Raw genomic sequence first — 16,754 nt, 5'->3', positions numbered from 1 at the left:
ACATACGATAAAATTTTTAACAGATGCAAGTATAGCATTAACGACAAAAAATTACAATCATCAGAAAAAGAGGCAGGTATACCAGAAGAAAGGACGGGTATACAGAAAAAGCAGGTGGAACTATGACATTGCAACAATTAAAATATGTCTGCATGGTAGCAGAAACAGGGAAGATCACTGAAGCAGCAAAAAAATTATATATTTCCCAGCCGAGTCTGACAAATGCCATCCATGAGCTGGAAAAAGAGATGAATGTGGTTATTTTTAACCGGACGAATAAGGGCATCAGCCTCTCAGCAGAGGGGGAAATCTTTCTGGGGTATGCCAGACAGGTTCTGGAACAGGCAGCAGTACTGGAGGACAAATATAAAGGAGGACACGGGGAAAAGAAAAAGTTCTGCGTGTCGACGCAGCATTATTCTTTTGCGGTAAATGCGTTTGTAGATCTGATCAAAAGGTATGGTCAGGATGAGTATGATTTCAGCATCCGGGAAACGCAGACTTATGAGATCATTGAAGATGTGGCGAGAATGAGAAGTGAGATTGGTCTTCTCTTTTTAAATGATTTTAATGAGACGGTACTCCGCAAGATTCTGAAATCCAACGGACTGGAGTTTCATCTTCTCTTTGTGGCGAGGCCGCATGTCTTTATCAGCAGACGGCATCCGCTGGCAGACAGGGAAGTCATTACCAATGAAGAACTGGAAGATTATCCATATTTGTCCTTTGAACAGGGGGAACATAATTCCTTTTATTTTTCCGAGGAAGTTTTTTCGGTTTCAGAGCGAAAGAAAAATATCAGAGTCAGAGACAGGGCAACACTTTTCAATCTTTTGATCGGGCTGAATGGCTATACTGTATGCAGCGGTGTCATTGATGAAAATTTAAATGGGAAAGATATCATTGCAGTACCGCTGGCAGATGAGAATGAAATGAAGATCGGATATATCGTGCATCAGAAAAACCGCATAAGCAGACTTGGAACTACCTATTTAAAGGCACTGGAAAAGTATCTGGATCCCAAAGAAGAACCGGGAAGGGAATGTCTGCATATGCGGCAGGAATAAGTAAGAAGATGTCGGGGTCAAAAGCCCCCGACTATGATACCTACGGATTGTTACGCACTACGTGCTCCCACAATCCTACCCAAGATTCGCATATCGTGGTGCTTACGCCCCACTTTTATGCTCATATTGGGGCGGGTCACAAGGTCATTCTACCACTAGTGTGCGAGCACACGTGGTGTCAGACCTTTTGACCCTGGTATCATTAAGAATATTACTGCATATGCAGAGGGAACGATTAAAAATGCTCTGGCATATGCAGAGAAAAGTCACGGTCAGTTCCGTTTCTTCAGATTTAACTGGTACAGATAAAAGATTCCGCCAAATAATCCAAAGATCAGGCCACTGTAACCGCCAAAGCAGATGAAAAGTGTAAGTTTGCTTTCCATATTAAAAGGTAGGATCAGATCAGCCAGTCCGCCGACAAGGAGTCCGGCAAGCATCCATCCAAGAGTCATAACAGTAAGGTAAATAGCAGATGTATGTGCTACAGTATGATTCTGATTCAGTTTTTTCCATAATTTTTTGTACATGACAGTTCCCTCTTTTCTATCTATGAGAAATCTTTTTTTTCTATCTGAGATCAGTATAGAAAAAGGATGTAAAGAAGAATGGGTGGAAAATGAAAAATTTATGTAAAATAAAAGTCGGAAAAAGGCAGAAATTTGAGTATGAGGCTTGAATCCTGGCAGGTTTAATGATAGGCTAGTGTTCTGACTATATTGATAAGTTATGGAGGAACTTCCCATGGAGAAAGTCTCAAAAAAGAAGGGTAAAGAGGAGAAGCCGGATGTAAGAGGAAAATTTTCAGGGCGTATAGGATATGTTCTGGCAGTGGCAGGCTCAGCAGTCGGCCTTGGAAATATCTGGCGTTTCCCTTATCTCGCAGCAAAGTATGGTGGCGGTATGTTTTTGCTGGTTTATCTGATCCTGATGCTGACGTTCGGATATGTCATGATCATGTCGGAAACGACACTGGGGCGGATGACAAAGAAAAGTCCGGTTGGTGCTTTTGGCACTTTTGGAAAAAAGAAATTTTTAAAATTCGGTGGATGGATCAATGCAGTGATCCCAATGCTGATCGTTCCATATTATAGTGTGATCGGTGGCTGGGTGCTGAAATACCTTTTTGAATATCTGCGTGGAAATTCGGAGACACTGGCAAAGGACGGATATTTTACAGAGTTTATCACTTCTTCCGGGAAAGTGGAATTCTGGTTCTTTGTATTTGCGGTGCTTGTATTTGCAGTTATTCTGGCAGGGGTGAAAAATGGAGTTGAGAGAGTCTCCAGGGTGATGATGCCCATGATGATCGTGCTGGCAGTTGTGGTTGCAGTTTATTCGGTTACAAGACCGGGAGCAGTGGAAGGAATCAAGTATTTTCTGATCCCGAATCTGGAACATTTCTCTATGATGACAGTTGTGGCAGCCATGGGTCAGATGTTCTATTCTCTTTCCATCGCCATGGGAATCCTGTATACTTATGGCTCTTATATTGGAAAAGAAGTGGACATTGAGAAAAGTACAACCCAGGTGGAGGTTTTTGATACAGGTGTGGCACTTCTTGCAGGACTTATGATTATTCCGTCGGTGTTTGCTTTCTCAGGCGGAGATATGGAGACACTGCAGGCAGGCCCGTCATTGACATTTATTACATTGCCAAAAGTATTTTCAAGTATGGGAGTAGGAACTGTTGTTGGGATCGTCTTTTTCCTGATGTTCTTATTTGCGGCACTTACCAGTGCGATTTCCCTGCTGGAGACAAGCGTATCCACACTGGAAGATGAACTTCACTGGAAACGTTGGAAATGTTGTCTGCTGATGGCAGGAGTTATGCTGGTGATCGGAACAGCCTCATCAATGGGATATGGAGTCTGGGATTCAGTCAGAATCCTGGGAATGCAGTTCCTGGATTTCTTTGATTTCCTTACCAATTCGGTGATGATGCCGATTGCAGCACTGGCGACCTGTCTTTTGATCGTGAGGGTGGTTGGATTTGAGAAAATGGACAAAGAGATCGAGCTGTCTTCAGCATTTAAGCGGAAAAAATTGTATCACTTTTTCCTGAAATATCTTGCACCTCTCTGCATTCTTGTGATTTTGATCAGTTCCATCGCAAATGTGTTTGGATGGATATCAATGTAAGAAAAAAATCCTTGCAATGCGAGAAGTTTTATGCTATACTCCCATCTTTGACAGTTGGAAAGATAAAAATGGCTACAAACCCAGTAAACATGGGCTCTGTAGCCGTTTTTTATTTCGTAACGATATGTGCTATATTATGATTTTTTTGATTTAATCTGTTTCGTTTCTTTAATGATTGTTCGCATGGAGGCTTTTGTAATGAATTCATAATCCGTTCTAAAGCCGAATGTTTTGTGCAGAGAATCCGTTAATTCTGTTCTTGTGTAGGAAGGAATATAACCACTTGCTGTATTTAGTAGTGTCATTTGCATAGAACGTAATGTCCCAAGTATCTGACTGACCGTATAAGCATCTCCAAGTTTCTTTTCTAATAACCGATAAAGAAGAAGACTGATATAGCAAGTCATGAAATGAGCTTTTATTCGCTCCTCTCTTCGTACATAGACTGGTCTAGCTTCAAATTCGGTTTTCATAATTCTAAAGTTTTCTTCTATTTCCCAACGCTGTTTGTTAATCCGTATGATTTCAGAGACATCACCTTCCAGATTTGTAATAACAGCATAAAAACCATCATACATTTCTTCTTTTTGAATCTGTTCTTCATCGATATTGTATACTTGTTTATTAGCGATTTCCCCATCTGGCGTCACAGAAGTCTTCTTTACAAAACGCATTGGATCATTCTGATTTTTTCCTTTTCGTTTACGCCCAGGTGTGTTGATGATCTTTTCAGCATGTTCGATTTGGCGGTCACGAATTCTTCTTTGGTATGCTTTATATTTTGGAGAATAAGTAACAATCAGAGTTTCATCCATGTTTCCTGTAACCACGGGAACTTCTTTGTAATAAACAGTGTTATAAACTTCTTCATCAGTTTCATCAAGTGTACGCAGATCTATGAATTTTGTGCTACCGACTTTACGAAACTGCGTAGGGTTCAGAGCAATCTCACGATCTTCTTTCTTCATCTTTTTAAGAGAATGAGTGATGATGTATGCCCGGTTTCCAAGACTGTTAAATCTTCTGTTCGCAGCACTTCCAAGTCCGGAATCAGAACAATAGATGAATTCACTGCAGTTAAAGTCCTGGAGAATTTTTGATTCTAAAGGCTTTAAAGTTGTCTGTTCATTTTGATTTCCTGGATAAACATCAAAAGCAAGAGGAATACCATCAGCATCCATAAATAATCCCATAGTTACAATTGGATTCGGACGGTTTTCCTTACTTTTACCATAACGCTTAGAATCGCTTTCCTCTTCAATTTCGAAATAGTAGTTTGTGCAATCGTAATAGAGGATACGATTATTTCTTGGATAAAGGAAATTAGAATTCTTGTAAAGTTCACTTTGAATAAAATCCGATTCTTCTGCAATCACAGAAAGAGAGCGGTAAACATCCTGCAGACTGTATTTAGGTGGCTCTAACAGTGTTTGACAATAGTCATAGCTAGCCAGCTTGCTAGAAGGCGATAGGATTCGTGCATAAACTAAATCAGTCAGGATTGCTTGTAGATTATATTTATATTTGTGGCGTTCTTTGATTGTTCTACAAATCTTATCTATACGAAGTTGTGTACAAAGTTCTTGTAAAAAGAGATACCCAACATTGAAAGAACGGCGTTCATTCATCGGAATGCAAGCAGCTTTTGAAAACTCTACAGAAATCTTTCCAGTAGCTTCTTTATAGAGCTTTGTTTCTTTATCAGCCTGCTCTCTTGCCCATGCCATCATCTTATCTCTGTCACCATCGAATTGTTCTAAAAGTGTGTTATATTTTCCAAGTTTTTTATAAATACGAGATGAGGACTTACCATTTTCCTTGCGAAAAGAATGATAAATATACACATCTTTATTGTTTTCACTACCTGTAAGTGCAATATACATGATTAGAAAAAACTCCTTTTCTTTTATTATAACACACTATCACAAACAAGTACATATAAAAACGGAAAATTTGACATAAAAAAAGCAGGTTTTATAAGGCCTGCAAGGTATTTTTCTAATATTCAACTGTCAAACTCCCGGATGGATATCAATGTAAGAAAAAAATCCTTGCAATGCGAGAAGTTTTATGCTATACTACGAGCGTTGCGAAAAAGCACGTATGCGGATTCCTTTGAAGGTGCCTAAGGAGAATCGCAGGATTTACCCGGTTTCAGAGGAGCTGAAAGCATACGGAAGAAAAAAACCAAATGGAGGAAAGTAACATGAGCGTTATTTCAATGAAGCAGTTATTGGAAGCCGGTGTTCATTTTGGACATCAGACAAGAAGATGGAATCCTAAGATGGCTCCGTATATCTACACAGAAAGAAATGGTATCTATATCATCGACCTGCAGAAGTCTGTAGGAATGGTAGACGATGCATACAAGGCAGTATCTGATATTGCAGCAGATGGCGGAACAATCCTTTTCGTAGGAACAAAGAAGCAGGCACAGGATGCAATCAAGGCTGAGGCTGAGCGTTGCGGAATGTATTATGTAAATGAGAGATGGCTTGGAGGAATGCTTACAAACTTCAAGACAATCCAGAGCCGTATCAAACGTCTGAAAGACATCGAGGCTATGGCTGAAGACGGAACATTCGATGTACTTCCGAAAAAAGAAGTTATCGAGCTGAAAAAAGAATGGGATAAGCTGGAGAAGAACCTCGGCGGAATTAAAGATATGAAGAAGCTGCCAGATGCTATCTTCATCGTAGATCCGAAAAAGGAAAGAATCTGTGTACAGGAAGCACATACACTCGGAATCCCGCTGATCGGTATCTGTGATACAAACTGTGATCCGGAAGAACTGGATTATGTAATCCCGGGAAATGATGATGCAATCAGAGCTGTAAAACTGATCGTTTCCAAGATGGCAGACGCTGTGATCGAGGCAAATCAGGGAGCAGCAGAAGATGGTTATTACGAAGATGCTGATGTAGAAGCAGCAGAAGCTGAAGAGGCTGTAGAAGAGTAATATCAGTTCTTGATATGAAAAGAAATGCGTTGCTGTTTACAGTATTCTGTGACCAGCAACGAGAATGCTTCAGCCTGATCAACAGGTTGAGGCATTTTGTATATACTTTAGTATGCGGGAAAATCTGCAGGTAGGAGATTTTCTGTATAAAAGTTTTATAGAGACAAGCAACAGATAACTATGAATAATGGAGGAAAATTATCATGGCAATCACAGCAGGAATGGTAAAAGAGTTAAGAGAAATGACAGGTGCAGGAATGATGGACTGCAAAAAAGCACTCTCCGAGACAAATGGAGATATGGATGCAGCCGTTGAATTCCTGAGAAAGAACGGACAGGCTAAAGCTGAGAAGAAAGCTGGAAGAATTGCAGCAGAAGGTATCGTTAAGACTGTAGTTAAAGATGATAAAGTAGCAGCAATCGTAGAAGTAAACTCTGAGACAGACTTCGTTGCTAAGAACGATGAGTTCCAGGGATTTGTAGAAGCAGTAGTAAATCAGGTTGTAGATTCTGATGCAGCAGATATGGATGCATTCATGGCTGAGGCATGGGAAGCTGATACAACAAAGACTGTAAAAGATGCTCTCGTAGAGAAGATCGCAGTTATTGGTGAGAACCTTAATATCAGAAGATTTGAGAAAGTAACAGCAGAGAATGGTGTAGTTGTACCTTACATTCACGGTGGCGGACGTATCGGTGTTCTTGTAGTAGCTGATACAGATGTTGTTAATGATGAGATCAAAGCTGCACTGAAGAACGTAGCTATGCAGGTTGCAGCTATGTCTCCGAAATATGTTTCCCGTCAGGAAGTGGCTCAGGATTATCTTGATCATGAGAAAGAGATCCTTCTTGCACAGGCTAAGAAAGAGAACCCGGAGAAGCCGGATAATATCATCGAGAAGATGATCATCGGACGTCTGAACAAAGAGCTGAAAGAAATCTGCCTGCTTGATCAGGTATATGTTCAGGACAGCGACCTTACAGTAGCTAAGTATGTTGATAAGGTAGCAAAAGAGAACGGTGCAAATGTAACAGTAACGAAGTTCGTTCGTTTCGAGACAGGAGAAGGTCTTGAGAAAAAGGTTGACGATTTCGCAGCAGAAGTTGCAGCTCAGGCTGGAATGTAAGCCAAAAGTCGCAAATCAGATGAACGCATAATCTTACAGTTCGCATAAGAATTTGAACCGTATTATTATCATGTAAATCAACGAAAAACCTTGAATTTCCTATGAAAATGGGATGATTCAAGGTTTTTTTGCGTGTTGGGGAACAAATTTTGACTTATCGTAAATTATCGCTATTTATGCATGGAATTGGGTAAAAGTTGGGGAGTAGTGTAATTACCCAATATTTACCCAACTTTTGATGTATGATAGCGTAAGATTCCCCAACTTTTCATAAGCTATCGTGGAAAATAATAAATTGAAATATTAAAAAAGAGAGATTATAATGAGGACACAGATTTTCGATTATTTGCATAAAGAACCATTTAGTAGTAAAAAGGGGAATAGAATTGATTTTATATCATGTAACATTATTTAATAAGCCAACACAGGAAATACTGATTCCACGAATACCAGGAGATACTTCTATAGGGGAAGAAGTTAAAACAAATAGAATATGTTTGGCACCAAGTATTATTCAATGTTTGCGTGCATTGGAGATATATAAGTATTTTCAAGAAGATACGCTAGATGTTAAAGTTTATAAGATAGTCGTTGATGAAAATGATGAACAGTTAATTTCATGGGAACAGTTATATTTAAATGGTTTGGTTGATGATGCTGCACTTACACATGAATATTGGTATAAAAGTAAGCTTATTCCAGTAGAATATAATGAATATAGAATTAGTGAATGTGTAAAAAAGAGGTATATTATTATTCCCTCAAAAGAGAAAATGCGGATAAAAGAAATCATAGAAACAATGGGAGTATGTTTTGATAGACTGGAGAAATATAATGCATTTCAAATTATGAATGAATGGCTTCCACGACAATCAGAAACATTTCAAGAGCAAGTAAAAAAGAAATTAACACATAAAGTTGAAGAATATACAGAAGGGTCTGCTGAAATTTATAAGAAAATATTTGGAAATATTCCGGAACGTTTTCGTGAAGAAAAAGATTTTCGAGAAATTGAATATCTTGAAAAATGTAAAATAGAATATATTACATAGCCGATTGATTCAAATGGAAAGTCAGTCGGCTTTTTTCATGCTCATTTTTATACATAGCCAGTTTCGTAAAACAGATTGGCTATTAAATTTTTCGAGGAAGGAGGAATCCACATGACCAAGTGTAAAGTAATCGCCCTTGCAAATCAGAAGGGAGGAACAGCTAAGACCACAACAACATTGAATCTGGGAATAAGACAGTTACAGTGACAGACCATGTCAAGCAGTCCTATGTCAGAACAAAAGAAAATATCATGCAATCGACGGAGAAATCTAGTGATAGAGAGAATAATCCGGTAGGTTATGCAGAAGATGTGGCCAGCGAGTATGCTGACCGCATCTTTCACGAAACAGGGCATCAGGTACGCAGACAGGCAGAAAAGCTTATTGAACGGAAGAAAGGGAAAGCTTCTGTTTCTTCGGCAGGCGAAGAAACTGTTTACCAGCCGAAAGAACAAATGCGACCAGTACCGCCTTCAGGCGAAGAAAAGGCACAGGAGCAGGGAAAAGAACTTGCTGTCAAAAAAATCAAGACCATTGAACGGGATAAAAGAACCATCAAGACCGGGAGAACTTCGGAACAGGTTGTAAAGAATACCGGAAAAGGTACCATTAAGATAAGAATAACAAAAGAAGAGGGTGTCACATAATCATTACTTTGATGATTTGGTGGCACTCTCTAAAAAATGAATTTTATGACATTATGGATATCAGAACTTGTTCCTTATTTTTCGGTACTCTCTGGGTGAATACCCTTTCAGCTTGTGAAAAAGCCGACTGAAATAAAGCTGGTTATCATATCCGACAATCTTAGAAATCTCATTGATGGAATAAGTTGTTGTTTCAAGTAACATCTGAGCATTGTTGATCCGGATTCCCACAATGAATTGCATTGGTGTAGAACCGGTATATTTTTTGAAATTTCGGATAAACCAGCTGACACTCATGCCTCGTGAGGCAGCATAATCATCAATATTGATATTTTGATTGTAGTTTTCACTGAAAAAGGTAACAGCATTATCCATCTCATGATCAAGATATTCATTTTTTAATATGTGCTCTCTTGTCAGTTCCCGGTGGAAACTAATCAGAAGATGACGCAGCAAAAGGACAAGCATTTCCTCATAATTCTCTTGACAGCGTTGGAGCTCGATAATGATACGTTTGAAAATTTGTTCATATTCATTAGATGTACCCACTTGAAAGACACGTTCTTTATCTGGAAACCCATATTGACGTAAGATATTTTTTACATTGCTTCCTGTGAAATGAATCCAGTATACTTCTGTCTTATCTTCTCCGTAATATTCATATTTTTGGAGTTCTTTTGGTCTGTACAGTACAATGTTACCAGCTGGAACAATCGTTTCGTCATCTACATTATCAAAATGAAAATGCCCACAACCAGCAGTGATATATATAATCTGATAATCCAGACGACCCCTTGGACGGTAGGTAGGAAGTTTGGGATGTCTGGAAAGACGGTAGGTACCACAGCTACCTACAACCAGTGGGCGACTTTTGTCTTTGAAATCCATATGGGAGTGGTTTAAATAACCGGTATTCATATACATATGGTAGCACCTCTTTTCCTTTTTGTTATTGTATCATTTAGTGCATATTTTGTCTAATCCAATTCATAGACATGTTTTGCGGATTAGGATAAGCTATATATAGCAAAACAGAGAAGCGTAAACATAAAAGTAAAAGACAAGGTTTGCTGTGGAAAAACAAAGTGCAAAAAAATGTATATGTATTAAAGGAGAGTTATTTATGATTGTACCACGTTATTATGAGGATTTAAGAGTACTGCATGAAAACACAATGCCAGCCAGAGCCTATTTTATTCCGGCATCCAAAAGAATGGATAACCTGATGGAGCACAGGGAAGAGTCAGACCGAATGCAGTTATTGAACGGAACTTGGAAGTTCCAGTATTTTAACAGTATCTATGATGTTCAGGAACCCTTCTTTGAGAAAGATTATGATACAGAAAATTTTGATGAGATTCAGGTTCCGAGTGTATGGCAGATGGCAGGATATGACACACATCAGTATACAAACATCAGGTATCCGTTCCCATTTGATCCACCGTATGTACCACAGGATATTCCATGTGGAACATATGCACATACCTTTGTTTATCACAAAGATGAAAATGCACCAAAAGCTTTCTTGAATTTTGAAGGAGTAGACAGTTGCTTTTATGTATGGATCAATGGCTCTTATGTAGGGTATAGCCAGGTTTCTCATATGACCAGTGAGTTTGATATCACCGACCTCCTTCGGGACGGAGAGAACAGCATAGCGGTTCTGGTCATGAAGTGGTGTGATGGTTCCTATTTGGAAGATCAGGACAAATTCCGTATGAGTGGTATTTTCCGGGATGTGTACATTTTGAAACGCCCAAAACAGGCAATCAGTGATTATCATATTAAAACAAGAATTGAGGATATGCTTGCGAAAGTAGAAATTGAAATGAAATTCTACTCTCCGTTAAATGTAAAAATTTCGATTGAAGATAGAAACGGAGCAGTTGTAGCACTAGGAAGTATTGCTGAAGAAGGAACAGCTGTATTAGAAATCGCAAGTCCGGAACTTTGGAATACAGAAAATCCATATCTATATAAACTGATTCTTGAAACAGAGAACGAAGTAATTGTAGATCACATTGCATTAAGAAAGATAGAGATTAAAGACCAGGTTATTTATTTAAATGGACAGAAGATTAAATTCCGTGGTGTCAATCGACATGATTCCGATCCGGTTACTGGATTTACAATCAGTCCGGAACAGATTACAACCGATCTTACGTTAATGAAGCAGCATAATTTTAATGCGATCCGTTCCAGCCACTATCCGAACGCACCATTTTTCTATGAAATGTGTGACAAGTATGGATTTATGGTAATAGATGAAGCAGATATTGAAGCTCATGGTCCATTTATGATCTACAGAAAAGAAGACACCGATTACAATCGATTCAAACGCTGGAATGAGAAGATTGCAGATGATCCGGTATGGGAAGAGGCAATCGTTGATCGAGTAAAACTCATGGTGGAACGTGACAAAAACCGTTTCTGTATTGTTATGTGGTCAATGGGAAATGAGAGTGCTTATGGCTGCAACTTTGAAAAAGCACTGGAATGGACAAAGAATTTTGATCCAGACCGTATCACACAATATGAGAGTGCAAGATATCGTAATTATGATGAAACATATGATTACAGCAATCTGGATGTGTACAGCCGGATGTACCCGGCACTTTCCGAAATTCAGGAATATCTGGATAAAGATGGAAGCAAACCCTTCCTTTTGGTAGAGTACTGTCACAGCATGGGAAACGGACCTGGAGATTTTGAAGATTACTTCCAGATGATTCAGGATAATGATAAAATGTGCGGCGGCTTTGTCTGGGAATGGTGTGACCATGCGATTGCTCATGGAACTGCTGAGAATGGAAAGACTATATATGCTTATGGGGGCGACCATGGCGAAGAAATTCATGATGGCAACTTCTGTATGGATGGATTAGTATATCCGGACAGAACGGTACATACAGGACTTTTGGAATACAAGAATGTTTATCGCCCGGCAAGGGTTATTTCCTATGACAAAGAAAGTGGAGAACTAATGCTTCATAACTACATGGATTTTGATGATTTGAAAGATTATGTGAAAATCAGTTATGAACTGACACAGGACGGTCTTGTAATCAGCAAAGGTAAACTTCCAGAAGTTTCAGTAGCACCACACAGTGAAGGAAAAACAAACCTTAAAATCAATGTGCCAGAGAATGGAAAATGTTATTTAAAACTTATTTACCATTTGAAAAAAGAATTACCATTATTGGATGAAGAACATATTCTTGGATTTGATGAAATTGAGGTAAGCAAAGATGATGCAAAATGTAAACTTGCAGAGAAATGGCTGCAAAAAACAGCAGTGGACTCTGAATTACAGGTAAATGAAAATGATACACAGATTCATATCAAGGGGCGTGAATTTGCTTATACCATAGACAAACGTACTGCACTCTTTACAGAGATGAAATTCGCAGGGCGGGAATACTTGAACCATCCGATGGAATTAAATATTTGGAGAGCTCCAACAGATAACGATATGTACATCAAGTCTGAATGGAAGAAAGCCCACTATGATAAAGCTTATACAAGAGCCTACACGACAGAGGTTGTGCAGGGAAAACATGGTGTGAAAATTACAAGCCATGCATCCGTTGTGGCAGAGACAGTACAGAAGATTCTTGATGTGATGATCACATGGAAAATAGAAGCTGCTGGAAAGATTGATGCAGATATTGAAGTAACAAAAGATGATGAATTCCCAGATTTGCCAAGATTTGGTGTGAGGATGTTCCTTGATAAAAAACTCTCAGCTGCAAGATACTTTGGAATGGGACCACAGGAAAGCTATTGTGACAAACATCAGGCTTCGAGCCACGGTTTGTATCAGGCAAATGTAGATGATTTGCATGAGGATTATATTCGCCCACAGGAAAATGGAAGCCATTATGATTGTGAATATGTAGAGCTTAACAACAGCCGATATGGAATTGTGGTATCTGCGGAAAATGCCTTCTCATTCAATGCTTCTTATTATACGCAGGAAGAACTTGAGAAGAAAACGCATAATTATGAACTGACAGAATCAGATAGTCTAGTATTTTGTGTTGACTATGCACTAAATGGCATTGGTTCTAATAGTTGTGGTCCAGTTGTATTGGAGCAGTACCGATTTGATGATGTATTATTCCGGTTTCAGTTTACACTGATACCGTATGTAAAGGGATAATAAAGTTTCATGTAACCCGTAAACAAGGAAAGAGAGTCTGATTGTAATGTAAAGTCCGGATATACAGAACAATCAGACAAAAACAGAGAAAAAACTAGAATTAGACATCATACTCTGTTAGACATCTTGAAATTCTAAGTGCGATGAAGATGAGGAGCAAAGAAATTCTATGGAAGAAAAAAAGTATTTGAAATGGTATAATAAAATTGGATACGGATCAGGTGATATTGCAGGTAATGTAGTCTATGCGTTCCTGACATCCTTCATGATGCCCTATCTGACAGACTCGGTAGGACTTGCTGCAGGTGTCGTAGGTACCCTGATTGCCGTATCAAAACTATTTGATGGTTTCACGGATATATTTTTTGGATCAATGATTGACAAAACACACAGTAAAATGGGAAAAGCGAAGCCATGGATGCTATACGGATATATTGGTTGTGCCATTACGCTGGTCTGCTGCTTTACAGTACCGGTCAGTTTGGGAACAACGGCTAAATATGCATGGTTCTTTATTTCATATACACTGTTAAATGGCGTGTTTTATACAGCAAACAATATTGCTTACTCAGCACTTACGTCACTGATTACAAAGAACAGCAAAGAGCGTGTGCAGATGGGATCTTACCGTTTTATTTTTGCATTTTCAACAAGTCTTCTGATTCAGGCGATTACAGTTGGATTTGTGGATAAATGTGGTGGAGATGCTGCGGCATGGAGAACGGTTGCTATTATCTATGCAATCATTGGTCTTGTCATAAATACGATTTCAGCACTTTCTGTTAAGGAACTTCCGGAGGAGGAACTTAATGAAGGAGAAGTAAAGAATGATAATGAAAAGTATGGAATGGTACAGGCATTCAAGCTTCTTGTCAAAAACAAATATTACATGATGATTTGTGGAACATATATTTTACAGCAGTTATATGGTGCCATGATTGGAGCTGGCATTTATTACATGACATGGGTACTGAAAAATAAGAATTTGTTTGGACAATTTGCATGGGCAGTAAATATTCCACTGATCATTGCCCTGATTTTCACACCGACATTAGTTGGTAAGTGGAAAGGTATGTATAAACTGAACTTAAGAGGTTATGTCTTAGCAGTCATCGGTAGAGCACTTGTTGTTGTTGCCGGATATATGGGTAGTGTTCCGCTGATGATGGCGTTTACAGCTCTTGCAGCCTTAGGTCAGGGACCATGGCAGGGAGATATGAATGCAGTTATCGCATCCTGCTCTGAATACACTTATCTTACACAGGGAAAGAGAATTGACGGAACGATGTACTCTTGTACTTCTCTTGGCGTAAAAATCGGTGGAGGTATTGGAACCGCTGTTGTTGGATGGCTGCTTGAGTTCAGTGGATATATCGGAACAAATGCAACTCAGCCGCAGTCTGCACTTGATATGATGCAGTTCATGTATCTTTGGCTTCCGTTAATCTTTGATGTATTGATTATGTTTGTACTTTCAAGAATGAATGTAGAAGATGCAAATAAAAAACTGAAAGCAGAAAAAGGAATTGCTGCAGATGAAGTAACAGATGCATCAGACATAAATTAGAATTGACAGGAGAAAGCGTTGTCTGGTCGTTGCTCGATGAGACAGTGCTTTTTTTCTATATATAAATTGATTGAATTTGCAGATATTTTGAAAATAAAAAAGGACTACTTCATTTTTGTGAAATGGCCTTAAGAAAATATTCAGTTTTCACAAAATAGTCCTTTTAGTATTTATACATGGTATGGATGCTCAAAATATTCAGCGTAGAATACTAAAAGGTTATTCAGATATTTTTTAAGATTGCTCATTTGCGATTCCTCCTTCCTTATTTACAAGTTGATTATAAGATAGGTGTAAAAGGATTGCTTGCCAAATCGAAAGAAGATATAGACAAATGTTGCAAAGGGGAGTATTTCATGCAGTTAAAATATGTTGACACAAAAGAGGAGATCATAGCAATAAATAGAAAGTCAAAACATATTGAACCACATCTTCATAATGCATTGGAGATCGTTTGTGTAACAAGTGGAGCATTAGAACTCGGTGTCGGACAGGAACTATATCATATGGATAAAGGAGATATAGGCTTTGTATTTCCAGATGTTATTCATCACTATCAGGTACTGACACCCGGTGTAAATAAAGCGACTTATCTGATTGCATCGCCATTTACGATTGCCAAATTTGCAGATATCATGCAATCCATGGCTCCTGAATACCCGATCATCAAAGCGGAAAATGTTGAACCGGAGGTATATAGGGTTATAAATGCGATTTTAGAGACAGAACAGTCGGATATTATTGTTGCACAGGCATATCTTCAAATTGTGTTGGCACGTTGCATAGGAAAATTAAATTTGGTAGAAAAGAGTAATGTGGGGAGCAACAATCTTATTTACCAGACAGTTTCCTATATATCAGCAAATTTTAAGAAGAAATTTTCGTTGGAAGAGATGGCAAAAGATCTGGGGGTGAGCAAATATGTTTTATCCAGACTCTTTTCCAAAACTTTCCATAGAAACTTTAATCAATATCTTAACGATGCAAGGCTGAACTATGCATGCCATCGTTTGGAAAATACGAGTGATTCTATTACAAACATTTGTCTGGATAGTGGATTTGAAAGTCAGAGAACGTTTAATCGAGTATTTAAAGAAAGATATAAAATATCACCGAGTGATTATCGGAGTACTTGTGTGAAAGATATGTTGTCATAAAAGGTTCTGTTGATAGAAATATTTACTTCGATTTCACAGTACTATGTATTTGATTTTATGTTCAAAAAAGCAAACCTATTAATGGGAAAGGCTTGGTTGCTTTAATTATGCACCAACGTTCTTCGGGACTTCCTTGCCGGAGGTTGTCGGTATCAAAGAAAATGATGATGGGACAGTAACATTAACGGTAGAGGCGGTGTGCGATATGGTTATTTGTAATGATGCGGTCATAACCCATGAACTGACTGTAAGGTTTGCGGAGGATGGCAGTTTTCAGTATTTAGGAAATGAAATATTGAATGATGGTATTACGAGTATACCGGATTACCAATACCGTATTCGCAAAGAGTAAGTTAAGAAAGAATGATTTGATAATAGTGGTGTTCTATAATAATCTTACATATGTAAGAAAAGAAAGGAGGAGAGGATGAAAAAACTGAAAATAGTTTGGATTTTAGCGGCAGCCATATTGATAGGAGGAGTTATTTCCCTTCCACTCATAAATAACCACACTGCTTACAAAGTGGAAAAAGCATTATGTGAAATTCCGCTACCAGAGGAAACAGAATTGATAGAGTCCTTATCACAGGCAGGGAAATTGACGGGTAATGGGAATGGAATGCAGTATTTCGGAGCAATCCTAATCAGAAGCGAATTGTCTTTGGAAGAACTGGATGCTTACTATTCAGATTATAGAAGGAATGAATGGGAATATTTGGTGGAAATTCAGAAAGGGCAGTCCATTGAGGTGATTGATCACGGAGGACTACAATTTTCGAAAGAAATAAAGGGTAGCGGTTATTACATTGTATATTCATGGGGAAGTGGAGATTCATTATTGCAAGAACTGGATATGCGTGGACATTAAAATAAT

14 protein-coding genes and 2 pseudogenes are annotated in these 16,754 nt (G+C 38.6%); 13 read left to right on the top strand and 3 right to left on the bottom strand.

Annotation, left to right across the window (positions count from 1 at the left end; translation table 11 throughout):
• Positions 1 to 122: 122 nt before the first annotated feature.
• Entirely contained in the window at positions 123 to 1,067 is a 945-nt protein-coding gene (locus NQ541_RS08710) for a LysR family transcriptional regulator (RefSeq protein WP_023921242.1), read from the top strand.
• Positions 1,068 to 1,075: 8 nt separating this feature from the next.
• Positions 1,076 to 1,258, top strand: coding sequence for a hypothetical protein (locus NQ541_RS13205; protein ID WP_117687891.1), 183 nt, complete (start codon positions 1,076 to 1,078; stop codon positions 1,256 to 1,258).
• 81 nt (positions 1,259 to 1,339) lie between these two features.
• Here NQ541_RS13205 and NQ541_RS08700 read toward each other — a convergent pair whose 3' ends face one another.
• Entirely contained in the window at positions 1,340 to 1,597 is a 258-nt protein-coding gene (locus tag NQ541_RS08700) for a hypothetical protein (RefSeq protein ID WP_005612863.1), read from the bottom strand.
• Positions 1,598 to 1,811: 214 nt separating this feature from the next.
• Between NQ541_RS08700 and NQ541_RS08695 the strand changes: the two genes are divergently transcribed.
• Positions 1,812 to 3,209 (top strand): sodium-dependent transporter, encoded by a 1,398-nt coding sequence (locus NQ541_RS08695; protein WP_044941143.1) that lies wholly within the window; start codon positions 1,812 to 1,814, stop codon positions 3,207 to 3,209.
• A gap of 134 nt (positions 3,210 to 3,343) precedes the next feature.
• Here NQ541_RS08695 and NQ541_RS08690 read toward each other — a convergent pair whose 3' ends face one another.
• Positions 3,344 to 5,092: an IS1634 family transposase gene (locus NQ541_RS08690; protein ID WP_005612165.1), complete on the bottom strand. Its 1,749-nt coding sequence runs from the start codon at positions 5,090 to 5,092 to the stop codon at positions 3,344 to 3,346.
• A gap of 323 nt (positions 5,093 to 5,415) precedes the next feature.
• Between NQ541_RS08690 and rpsB the strand changes: the two genes are divergently transcribed.
• From rpsB to NQ541_RS08665, 5 genes and pseudogenes are all read left to right on the top strand, one after another.
• On the top strand, positions 5,416 to 6,168 hold the full coding sequence (gene rpsB, locus NQ541_RS08685; RefSeq protein WP_023921247.1) for a 30S ribosomal protein S2: 753 nt from the start codon (positions 5,416 to 5,418) through the stop codon (positions 6,166 to 6,168).
• A 203-nt stretch (positions 6,169 to 6,371) separates the two neighbouring features.
• Positions 6,372 to 7,295: a translation elongation factor Ts gene (tsf, locus tag NQ541_RS08680; protein ID WP_005612870.1), complete on the top strand. Its 924-nt coding sequence runs from the start codon at positions 6,372 to 6,374 to the stop codon at positions 7,293 to 7,295.
• A gap of 386 nt (positions 7,296 to 7,681) precedes the next feature.
• The gene (locus NQ541_RS08675) at positions 7,682 to 8,347 is read left to right on the top strand and encodes a hypothetical protein (RefSeq protein WP_005612873.1); all 666 of its coding nucleotides are present in this window, start codon (positions 7,682 to 7,684) and stop codon (positions 8,345 to 8,347) included.
• 111 nt (positions 8,348 to 8,458) lie between these two features.
• Positions 8,459 to 8,539, top strand: a pseudogene (locus tag NQ541_RS08670) (AAA family ATPase); the annotation flags it as partial.
• A gap of 11 nt (positions 8,540 to 8,550) precedes the next feature.
• Entirely contained in the window at positions 8,551 to 8,994 is a 444-nt protein-coding gene (locus NQ541_RS08665) for a hypothetical protein (protein ID WP_005612877.1), read from the top strand.
• A 60-nt stretch (positions 8,995 to 9,054) separates the two neighbouring features.
• On the opposite strand, the gene NQ541_RS08660 is transcribed toward NQ541_RS08665, so the two are convergent.
• Positions 9,055 to 9,918 (bottom strand): AraC family transcriptional regulator, encoded by an 864-nt coding sequence (locus tag NQ541_RS08660; RefSeq protein WP_044941146.1) that lies wholly within the window; start codon positions 9,916 to 9,918, stop codon positions 9,055 to 9,057.
• A gap of 199 nt (positions 9,919 to 10,117) precedes the next feature.
• Here NQ541_RS08660 and NQ541_RS08655 point away from each other — a divergent pair, with 199 nt between their 5' ends.
• From NQ541_RS08655 to NQ541_RS08635, 5 genes and pseudogenes are all read left to right on the top strand, one after another.
• Positions 10,118 to 13,156: a glycoside hydrolase family 2 TIM barrel-domain containing protein gene (locus NQ541_RS08655; protein ID WP_044941149.1), complete on the top strand. Its 3,039-nt coding sequence runs from the start codon at positions 10,118 to 10,120 to the stop codon at positions 13,154 to 13,156.
• Between the two features lie 169 nt (positions 13,157 to 13,325).
• Complete coding sequence (locus NQ541_RS08650; protein WP_005612884.1) at positions 13,326 to 14,723, top strand: MFS transporter; 1,398 nt, start codon at positions 13,326 to 13,328, stop codon at positions 14,721 to 14,723.
• A 356-nt stretch (positions 14,724 to 15,079) separates the two neighbouring features.
• A complete protein-coding gene (locus tag NQ541_RS08645) occupies positions 15,080 to 15,880 on the top strand; it encodes a helix-turn-helix transcriptional regulator (RefSeq protein WP_044941153.1) in 801 nt (266 codons plus the stop codon).
• An 82-nt stretch (positions 15,881 to 15,962) separates the two neighbouring features.
• A pseudogene (locus NQ541_RS08640) lies at positions 15,963 to 16,232 on the top strand (DUF6070 family protein); the annotation flags it as partial.
• A 75-nt stretch (positions 16,233 to 16,307) separates the two neighbouring features.
• Positions 16,308 to 16,748, top strand: coding sequence for a hypothetical protein (locus NQ541_RS08635; protein WP_005612893.1), 441 nt, complete (start codon positions 16,308 to 16,310; stop codon positions 16,746 to 16,748).
• Positions 16,749 to 16,754 lie beyond the last annotated feature (6 nt).

The organism is [Ruminococcus] lactaris ATCC 29176 (genome assembly GCF_025152405.1).
In the GTDB taxonomy this organism is placed as follows: Bacteria; Bacillota; Clostridia; order Lachnospirales; family Lachnospiraceae; genus Mediterraneibacter; species Mediterraneibacter lactaris.
The sequence above is the reverse complement of the archived record's forward strand: the minus strand, read 5'-3'. Positions and strand labels throughout refer to the sequence as shown.

Coding starts and splice junctions, on each gene's coding strand:
- tsf (WP_005612870.1), top strand. CDS start 6,372: ATGGCAATCACAGCAGGAATGGTAAAAGAGTTAAGAGAAATGACAGGT.
- NQ541_RS08690 (WP_005612165.1), bottom strand. CDS start 5,092: ATGTATATTGCACTTACAGGTAGTGAAAACAATAAAGATGTGTATATT.
- NQ541_RS08710 (WP_023921242.1), top strand. CDS start 123: ATGACATTGCAACAATTAAAATATGTCTGCATGGTAGCAGAAACAGGG.
- NQ541_RS08635 (WP_005612893.1), top strand. CDS start 16,308: ATGAAAAAACTGAAAATAGTTTGGATTTTAGCGGCAGCCATATTGATA.
- NQ541_RS13205 (WP_117687891.1), top strand. CDS start 1,076: ATGTCGGGGTCAAAAGCCCCCGACTATGATACCTACGGATTGTTACGC.
- NQ541_RS08700 (WP_005612863.1), bottom strand. CDS start 1,597: ATGTACAAAAAATTATGGAAAAAACTGAATCAGAATCATACTGTAGCA.
- NQ541_RS08645 (WP_044941153.1), top strand. CDS start 15,080: ATGCAGTTAAAATATGTTGACACAAAAGAGGAGATCATAGCAATAAAT.
- rpsB (WP_023921247.1), top strand. CDS start 5,416: ATGAGCGTTATTTCAATGAAGCAGTTATTGGAAGCCGGTGTTCATTTT.
- NQ541_RS08660 (WP_044941146.1), bottom strand. CDS start 9,918: ATGTATATGAATACCGGTTATTTAAACCACTCCCATATGGATTTCAAA.
- NQ541_RS08650 (WP_005612884.1), top strand. CDS start 13,326: ATGGAAGAAAAAAAGTATTTGAAATGGTATAATAAAATTGGATACGGA.
- NQ541_RS08655 (WP_044941149.1), top strand. CDS start 10,118: ATGATTGTACCACGTTATTATGAGGATTTAAGAGTACTGCATGAAAAC.
- NQ541_RS08695 (WP_044941143.1), top strand. CDS start 1,812: ATGGAGAAAGTCTCAAAAAAGAAGGGTAAAGAGGAGAAGCCGGATGTA.